At 61.9% G+C, this 8406-nt stretch carries 7 protein-coding genes; 3 read left to right on the top strand and 4 right to left on the bottom strand.

Going from position 1 to position 8406, the window contains the following annotated elements; genetic code table 11:
- Positions 1-57: 57 nt before the first annotated feature.
- Positions 58-897 carry a class I SAM-dependent methyltransferase gene (locus tag AAAB16_RS17520; protein ID WP_340664469.1) on the bottom strand — a complete coding sequence of 280 codons (840 nt, stop codon included), beginning with the start codon at positions 895-897 and terminating at the stop codon, positions 58-60.
- A 63-nt stretch (positions 898-960) separates the two neighbouring features.
- On the opposite strand from AAAB16_RS17520, the gene AAAB16_RS17525 reads away from it, so the two are divergent.
- The 3 genes from AAAB16_RS17525 to AAAB16_RS17535 all read left to right on the top strand — a co-directional run bounded on the left by AAAB16_RS17525 (position 961) and on the right by AAAB16_RS17535 (position 4426).
- Positions 961-1692, top strand: coding sequence for a DNA-3-methyladenine glycosylase (locus AAAB16_RS17525; RefSeq protein ID WP_340664470.1), 732 nt, complete (start codon positions 961-963; stop codon positions 1690-1692).
- Positions 1689-3005: a bifunctional DedA family/phosphatase PAP2 family protein gene (locus AAAB16_RS17530; protein WP_340664471.1), complete on the top strand. Its 1317-nt coding sequence runs from the start codon at positions 1689-1691 to the stop codon at positions 3003-3005. The genes AAAB16_RS17525 and AAAB16_RS17530 overlap by 4 nt, the downstream gene beginning before the upstream one ends.
- Positions 3006-3181: 176 nt before the next feature.
- Positions 3182-4426: an MFS transporter gene (locus tag AAAB16_RS17535; RefSeq protein ID WP_340664472.1), complete on the top strand. Its 1245-nt coding sequence runs from the start codon at positions 3182-3184 to the stop codon at positions 4424-4426.
- Here the strand turns inward: AAAB16_RS17535 and AAAB16_RS17540 are convergent.
- The 3 genes from AAAB16_RS17540 to AAAB16_RS17550 are packed head-to-tail and all read right to left on the bottom strand — an operon-like array spanning position 4423 to position 8203.
- Entirely contained in the window at positions 4423-6663 is a 2241-nt protein-coding gene (locus tag AAAB16_RS17540) for a xanthine dehydrogenase family protein molybdopterin-binding subunit (protein ID WP_340664473.1), read from the bottom strand. The genes AAAB16_RS17535 and AAAB16_RS17540 overlap by 4 nt on opposite strands.
- Positions 6660-7649: a xanthine dehydrogenase family protein subunit M gene (locus AAAB16_RS17545; RefSeq protein ID WP_340664474.1), complete on the bottom strand. Its 990-nt coding sequence runs from the start codon at positions 7647-7649 to the stop codon at positions 6660-6662. The genes AAAB16_RS17540 and AAAB16_RS17545 overlap by 4 nt, the downstream gene beginning before the upstream one ends.
- Positions 7646-8203: a (2Fe-2S)-binding protein gene (locus tag AAAB16_RS17550; RefSeq protein ID WP_340664475.1), complete on the bottom strand. Its 558-nt coding sequence runs from the start codon at positions 8201-8203 to the stop codon at positions 7646-7648. Before AAAB16_RS17550 ends, AAAB16_RS17545 begins: the two co-directional genes overlap by 4 nt.
- Positions 8204-8406 lie beyond the last annotated feature (203 nt).

An 8406-nucleotide genomic window follows, 5' to 3' on the forward strand; every position in this document is an offset into this window, starting at 1 on the left:
CACCCTACCTGCGCGGGCCGAGTTTGCCTTTTTAGGGTGTGCTATGCGCACCAGCCGTTAAAGCCTCGCTTCAATCACCCGCACCAACGTCGCCTGGGTAATCGGCGGCAACCCGTGGTTATGCAGCGCCGGGTCCAGCACTTGCGTTTGTGCAAACCCACACCGCGCAAACGCTTCATCAATTTCTTCAGCATTGCGGTAATGCAGCGGGTAGTTGCCCCGCGTCAGCGCCCCGACCAAGCCCACGCCCCAGCGCAATTGCCGGTAGCGCGGATGCTCTTTAAGGTCCGGATAGAGGTCCGTCAGGTAAGTCGCGCTGGGAAACAGGCTCAGTTGCTTGGCCAACTCAGTCCAAAACCCTTCAATTACTGGCCGCTCGAAGTAATTCACCAACCCTTCAGTAATCACCAGCACCGGCTCATTACGATCCAGCCCGGCGAACAAGGCCTGCAAACTCTGTTCGTTGAGGATATCCACCGCTCGCACCTGGTGGCGGCCATTGAGCCAACCCTCGCTATGTAGGAGCAAACGTTTGCGCACGGCCATGCCCGGCAAGTCCGCTTCCAGGTAACGCAGGTCTGGGTAGCGCTGACAGAAACGTCGGCCGCGCGGCGACAACCCGCAGGCAATTTCCACCACTTGGCGCACACCGCGTTGCTCGATGGCAGCAGTGACTCGTGCATCCAACAGCAAGTGGCGCTGCAATAGCAGATGTTCGATATCCAAACCAAAACCGACGCGCGCGCCCCAGGCAATCGGCGTCAACAGGCCATGCACCCAACGCCCGAACGAGGTGGCAAAGGCCGCTTCACTGAGTTGATGGCGATACCACACGTACCCGGTGTAATGCGCGCTGGGGCTAATGTGTGCGCTGTCGGCACGGCTGCGGTCGGACATGGCCAAAGCTCTTATTGTTATGATCGCCCGAGCCTAAGCCCTGCCCCGTTGCGATAACAGCCCATGCCGAGTGAACCCACCGTTAGTTTGTCCCCATCAACGTGGCCAGAGCAGCACGCCCTGCCCGATAGTTTTTTCGACCGCGATGCCCAGGTACTGGCCCAAGCGCTGCTGGGCAAGGTGATTCGCCACTACGTCGATGGTCTGTGGCTGGCCGCGCGCATTATTGAAACCGAGGCCTATTACTTCGCCGAAAAAGGCAGCCACGCTTCCCTGGGTTACACGGAAAAACGCCGCGCGCTGTTTCTCGACGGGGGGCACATTTATATGTACTACGCCCGTGGCGGCGACTCGCTGAACTTCAGCGCCCATGGGCCAGGCAATGCGGTGCTGATCAAGTCGGCCTTTCCCTATACCGACGCCCATAGCGGCCCGGCCAGCCTGGCGCAAATGCAGCGCAACAATCCCGCCAGCAACGCCGAGCAACCGCGCCCGCTGGAAAAACTCTGTAACGGTCAAACCCTCCTCTGCCGCGCCCTCGGCCTTAAAGTGCCGACCTGGGACGCGCAGCGCTTCGACCCACAACGCTTGTTTGTGGAAGACGTCGGCTACCGCCCCGAACAGATCATTCAAACCACACGCCTGGGAATTCCCCTCGGCCGTGATGAACATTTGCTCTACCGATTTGTCGATGCCTCTTACGCCCGCCATTGCACGCGCAACCCCCTGCGTCGTGGCCAAGTGGAAAACCAGGACTTCTATTACGTGACTGCGCACCAGGGATTTGCACCATGACCGAGTGGCTAAACCAACTGACTGGCTGGCTCAGCGCCAACCCCCAATGGCTGGGCATCGCCATTTTTGTCGTAGCGTGTGTGGAGTGTTTGGCGATTGCCGGCATCATTGTGCCGGGCACTGTGCTGCTGTTTGCCATTGCTGTACTGGCCGGCAGTGGCGCCCTGACTCTCGGCGAAACCTTGCTATTGGGCTATACCGGCGGCCTGCTCGGCGATGCGCTGTCCTACGCCCTGGGCCGGCGCTTTCACCAAAATATCCGGCGCTTGCCGGGGCTGCGCAGCCACCCGGAATGGCTGGCCAGCGCAGAAAGCTATTTTCAGCGTTACGGCGTGGTCAGCCTGTTGGTCGGGCGTTATATCGGCCCATTACGGCCCATGCTGCCGATGGTGGCCGGCATGCTCGATATGCCGCTGCCGCGTTTTATCGTGGTCAGCCTGATTGCCGCAGCGGGTTGGTCGGTGGCCTATCTGCTGCCCGGCTGGGCCACTGGCGCAGCCATGCGTTTGCCCTTGCCGGAAGGCTTCTGGGGCCAGGCGGCGGTGGTGGCTGCCGGCATGGCCGTGCTGATTGGCGTCAGCCTGCAAGCCAGCCTGCGCCAGCAGCGCTGGGCCACAGCCATTATGGCTGGGCTGGGGATTACGCTGCTGATTGCCATGCTGATTGGCTACCCGTATCTGGCCCAACTCGACCAAGGCCTGATGGCGCTGGTACAAGAACAACGCCAGCCGGCAATGGACAGCTTTGTCACCATCGTTACCCGCCTCGGCGACTTCCGCACGCAACTCACCGTCGGCGTCATGCTGTGCGTGATGCTGTTGGTGGCGCGCCAGTACCGCAACTTTCTATTCGCCACCGGCACGCTGCTGGGCTGCGCCTTGGCCAACCACTTTCTCAAACTGCTGTTTTCCCGCGCGCGGCCGGAAATTCTGCTGGAGCCGCTGCACACCTTCAGCATGCCCAGCGGGCATAGCTCGGCGGCCTTTGCGTTCTTTTTAACCCTGGCGGTGCTGGCCGGGCGTGGCCAGCCGGTGCGCATGCGCCTGACCTGGTTGCTGCTGGCGGTAATTCCGGCGCTGTCGATTGCGCTGTCGCGGGTGTACCTAGGCGTGCATTGGCCGACGGACATTATTGCCGGCGCGCTGCTGGCAGCGGCGGCCTGCGCTACCAGCCTGACACTTGCGCAATGGCGCACACCGCTGCCGGCGATGTCGCCTCGGGTGTGGTGGCTGGTGTTGCCGGCGTGTGTGGCCGTGCTGGCGTTTCATGCCACCTGGGCGTTGCCGCAAGCGTTGCAGCAATACCGCTACTGATGCCGCTATAACCGCCTGATGTGCGCAACACAGCAGGCGTTGCAGCGCGCATAACGCCCGGATTCGCAGCCCTGCGCAAGCGAAAACCGGGCGATCAGTGGCCGCCGCCAGCCCACGCTGCTGACTGCCCATGCTAGCCTGTCGCCCCTCCCGACAGCCGTCCAGACCTGCGCCCAATGTCCACCACCACGCCACAGTTGTTGCGCCACCACGTCCCTTTCCTCAAGTTCTGGCTCGCCCGCGTCTGCACCGCTAGCGCATTCCAGATGCTGACCGTGGCCATCGGTTGGCATATGTACCAACTCACCGGCAACGTGATGGATTTGGGCTGGGTTGGCTTGGTGGAGTTCTTACCGCGCGTGCTGTTTATGCTGCACACCGGCCACGTGGCCGACCGTTATGACCGGCGCAAAGTGGCAGCCTTTTGCCAAGCCTGCCAGGCCTTGATTGCCTTGGCGTTGGTGGTGGGCAGCAGCAGCGGTGATGTCAGCCGCGAGATGATTTTTGTACTGGCCTTTTTGCTCGGCAGCACCCGCGCCTTCGAGATGCCGGCCACCCAAGCCCTGCTGCCCAGCCTGGTGCCAGCGGCCTTGTTTCCCGCCGCCATTGCGGCGTCCTCATCAGCCATACAGACGGCCACCATCGTTGCCCCAGCCCTGGGTGGTTTTCTCTACGCCTTTGGCAGCATTTGGGTGTACGCGCCCACCTTTGTGCTCTATGTGCTGGCGTGCACCTTGATGCTGAGCTTGCCGAAAAACCAAGCCAAGCTAAATCAGGAACGACCGTCGATTCATTCACTGCTGGCGGGCATCCGCTTTATTCGCAGTCGACCGGATATCTTTGGCGCTATCTCGCTCGACCTATTCGCGGTGCTACTCGGCGGCGCCACGGCCCTGCTGCCGGTGTTTGCCAAAGACATCTTGCTTACCGGCCCCTGGGGCCTGGGCATGCTGCGTTCGGCGCCGGCGGTGGGGGCGTTGTTAATGGCGTTCTGGATTGCGCGCTTCCCGATCAAACGCAAAGTCGGCCGGGTGATGTTTATTGCCGTGGGCGTGTTTGGCGTGGCGACGATTGCCTTCGGCCTGTCGACCTCGTTCTGGTTTTCGCTGTTGGTGCTGGCCATTCTCGGCGCTGCCGACATGATCAGCATGGTGATCCGTGGCGCCTTTGTGCAGTTGGAAACCCCGGACGCCATGCGCGGCCGGGTGAGTGCAGTAAATGGTTTGTTTATCGGCGCCTCCAACCAGCTCGGCGAGTTTGAATCCGGGCTGACGGCCCATTGGTTCGGCACGGTAAACGCCGTGGTACTAGGCGGCGTCGGCACCCTGCTGATCACCGGCACCTGGTACAAACTGTTCCCCACCCTGGCGCAGCGCGAAACCCTCAGCGCGCCAGAGGTGGCAGAAACGCCCAAGCCTTAGAGCAATTTATCCAAGGTGATCGGCAGCTCGCGCACTCGCTTGCCGGTGGCGTGGTAGATGGCATTGGCAATCGCCGCTGCCACGCCCACTAGGCCGATTTCACCCACGCCTTTGGAGCCAAGGGCGTTGACGATGCTGTCTGGCTCATCGACAAAAATCACCTCGATATCACCCATATCGGCATGCACCGGCACGTGGTATTCGGCCAGGTTGTGGTTGATAAAGCGCCCGAGGTCATGGTCCATCTGCGTTTCTTCCTGCAGCGCCATACCAATGCCCCAGACCACGCCGCCGAGAATCTGGCTACGCGCGGTTTTCGGGTTCACCACCTTGCCTGCGGCAATGGCACTGACCACCCGACTGACCCGCACCTTGCCCAACGCTTCGTCCACGCGCACTTCGACAAACACCGCCGAGTGCGCAGCGGTGGCGTAGGGGTCGCGTTTCTCGCTATCGGGCGCGGCATCGACAGACGCCTCCATCTGCCCGCTGCCGCTGCTGCGCACAATCTCGGCATAACTCAGCTGTTGGCTGGAATCGGCCTTCAAGCGCAGATGGCCATCGACAAACTCCACCTCATCGCGGCTGACATCGGCAAACGGTGAGTCGTCGATTTTTTGCGCGGCCTCAAGCAGGTCTTTCTGCAATGCCGTGCAGGCCTGCTGCACCGCGCTACCGACCGACGAAATGGTAAACGAGCCACCTTGCAGCGGCGCCGTCGGCAGGCTGGAGTCACCAATCATCACCTGCACCTTGTCACTGTCCAGGCCCATCGCCGCAGCGGCGATCTGAGTCAAGGCGGTGTAGGTGCCGGTGCCGATATCGGTGGTGGCGCTGCTGACGTGTAGACCGCCTTGTGCGTCGAGTACCACACGAGCGCTGGCTTTCTGCTGCATGGCCTCCCATACGCCAGTGGCCACGCCCCAGCCCAGCAAGTCATGGCCATCGCGCATGCTGCGCGGCGCGGGCGAACGCTGCGCCCAGCCAAAGCGCTCGGCGCCTTCGCTGTAACACTCGCGCAGAGCTTTACTGGAGTACGGTTTGTCTTCGTTGCCATTGCGCTCGGTGTAGTTGAGTAGGCGCAATTTCAACGGGCAGATATTGGCGGCATAGGCCAACTCGTCCATGGCGCATTCGAGGGCGAACACTCCAGAGGTGGCGCCCGGCGCGCGCATATCCAACGGCGTGAAGACATCCAGCGGCACCAGGCGGTAATCCAGCTCAACGCTGTCGCAGTGGTAGAGCATGCCGGACCACTCCACCACGTGCTCGGTGAAGTCTTCAAAGCGCGAGGTCTGGGCGATCGCCTGATGCCGCACGGCCTGCAGCTTGCCCTCGGCATTGGCGCCGAGCGTCAGGCGTTGAATGGTTGGCGGACGGTAGCCAAAGGTAAACATCTGCTGGCGGGTCAGGGCCAGGCGCACCGAGCGCTTAACCATCAGCGCCGCCATTACCGCCAAGGTCAGCTGGTACTGCGGCCGTAGGCCGGAACCAAAGGCGCCGCCAACAAAATGCGCCACCACCCGCACGCTGCCCGGCTCCAGGCCAAACACCTGCTCAACATAGGTGCGGCAGTTTTGTGTGCCCTGGGTTTTGTCGTAAATCAGCAGGCCGCCATCGGGCTGCACCACCACGGTCGACGCATGCGGCTCCATCGGGTTGTGGTGTTCGGCTGGGGTTTGATACTCCACCTCAACCTTGGCCGTAGAACGCGCCAACCCGGCAGGCACATCCCCGCGCGGCTCGGGCAACTCGGCCGGCGCCTTGTGTGCGCTACTGCGCTGGGCATTCAGGTCGGTTTCATGGAGCTCGCCCTGGTACTCGATCTGCACCTGTGCGGCGGCCATCCGCGCCTGCTCCAGGGTTTTGGCCACCACCAACGCAACCGGCTGGCCGCTGTACAAAATGCGCTCGTTATACAACGGACGGAACGGCGAGCCGTCGGCGGCATCGTCGTCACTATAGGCCTCGTCGTAACTGGCCAGCGCTGGGCGGTTGAGATGGCTAAGCACCAGCAACACCCCCGGCAACGCCAACGCGGATTGCGCGTCGATGGAGACGATACGGCCATGGGCGATAGGGCTGGAAATCACCCAGCCATAGGTCAGGTCAGCGGTATGAAAATCCGCCGCGTACTGGGCAGCGCCGGTGACTTTGGCAGAGCCGTCGACCCGGTCCATCGGCATACCCATGGGCACCTGCAATGGCGCGTTAAATGCTGTGACCTTGGCCGTCATGCTGAAACCCCCGCAGTGGCTGCATCGCTTAACGCCCGCACCACGGCACGGCGCGCCAACTCGACTTTGAAATTATTGCGCCCCAGGCCGACAGCGCCATCCAAAAGCAAATCGGCCGCCAAGCGAAAGTTCGCCGGGGTCGGCGGCTTGCCCACCAATACGGCTTCGGCATCGCTGACTCGCCACGGTTTATGCGCCACACCGCCCAAGGCGATACGCGCTTCACCAATCACATGGCCATCAATATCCAGCGCCGCCGCCACCGACACCAAAGCAAACGCATAGGACTCGCGGTCACGGATTTTCAGGTAGTGGCTGTGCTGGGCAAACCCGGCGGCGGGCAGCTCAACGGCGGTGATCAGCTCGTCGGCGGCCAGCACGTTATCGCGCTCAGGCGTATCGCCCGGCAGTCGATGAAATTCTGCAAAGGCCACCGTGCGCGTGCCCTGCGGGCCGGCGATATGCACCACCGCCTGCAAGGCCGCCAAGGCCACGCACATATCCGAAGGGTGGGTCGCCACGCAGTGCTCACTGGCGCCGAGAATCGCGTGGTTGCGGTTCAAGCCCTTGAGCGCACTGCAACCGCTACCGGGCTCACGCTTATTACACGGCGCCGCGGTGTCGTAGAAATATTGGCAACGGGTGCGCTGCAACAGGTTGCCACCGGTGCTGGCCATATTGCGCAACTGCGGCGAGGCGCCGGCCAGAATTGCTTGCGCCAGCAACGGGTAGTCATGCTCGACACGGGGATGCCAGGCCAGGTCACTGTTGCTGACCAACGCGCCAATCAGCAGGCCGCCGTCAACCGTGTCAGTCACCTCATGCAGCGGCAAACCGGTGATGTCGATCAACCGCTGCGGGCGCTCGACATTCTCTTTCATCAGGTCAATCAGGTTGGTGCCACCGGCAATAAACCGCGTATGCGGGCCGGCCAATTGCAGCGCCTCATTCAGCGCCGTAGGCCGCGCATAAGTGAATGGGCTCATGCCGCATCCCCCTTGCTCAGCAACCTAGGCGCAGCGTTTTCAAACTCACCGCGACAGGCCGGCAGCGCTTCCTCGATGGCATCAATAATATTGTTGTAAGCCCCGCAGCGGCACAGATTGCCGCTCATTTGCTCACGAATATCAGCGCGGCTACGGGCATGGTTTTCCCCCGCCATCGCCAGCGCCGAACAGATCTGCCCCGGCGTGCAATAACCACATTGAAACGCATCGTGCTTGATAAACGCGCGTTGCAACGGATGCAGCTCATCGCCGTTGGCCACGCCTTCAATGGTGGTCAACTCGGCACCGTCATGCATCACCGCCAAGGTCAGGCAACTGTTGATGCGCTTGCCATCCAACAGCACCGTGCAGGCACCGCATTGGCCGTGATCACAACCCTTCTTGGTGCCGGTGAGTTGCAACTGCTCGCGCAGCAGATCAAGCAGCGTGGTCCAGGCTGGCACCTGCACGCGGCGGGGTTCGCCGTTAATGGTCAGGCGCAACGTGTGCAGGGCGAACAGGTCGTCGCCGTTCTCTTGCAGGTGGGTACTCATAGAAGCCTCACGGTAAAGGGCGGCCGCGCTTGGCGGCGGCGCAGTTGGCTGCGTCTATGGGGTACGACTTGGGGCCCAAGAGATGTGTTCAGGTTTTCTGCCAGACGGGGGCCATTGCCTACAAACCGAGCGTTTGTAGGCTACATCCCTGAACACTAAGAGCCCGCTTCTTCACCTCGAAACTGGTCTTCGTACGGCCAGTT

The sequence above is a fragment of the Pseudomonas sp. genome (assembly GCF_037994325.1).
Taxonomy (GTDB): Bacteria; Pseudomonadota; Gammaproteobacteria; order Pseudomonadales; family Pseudomonadaceae; genus Aquipseudomonas.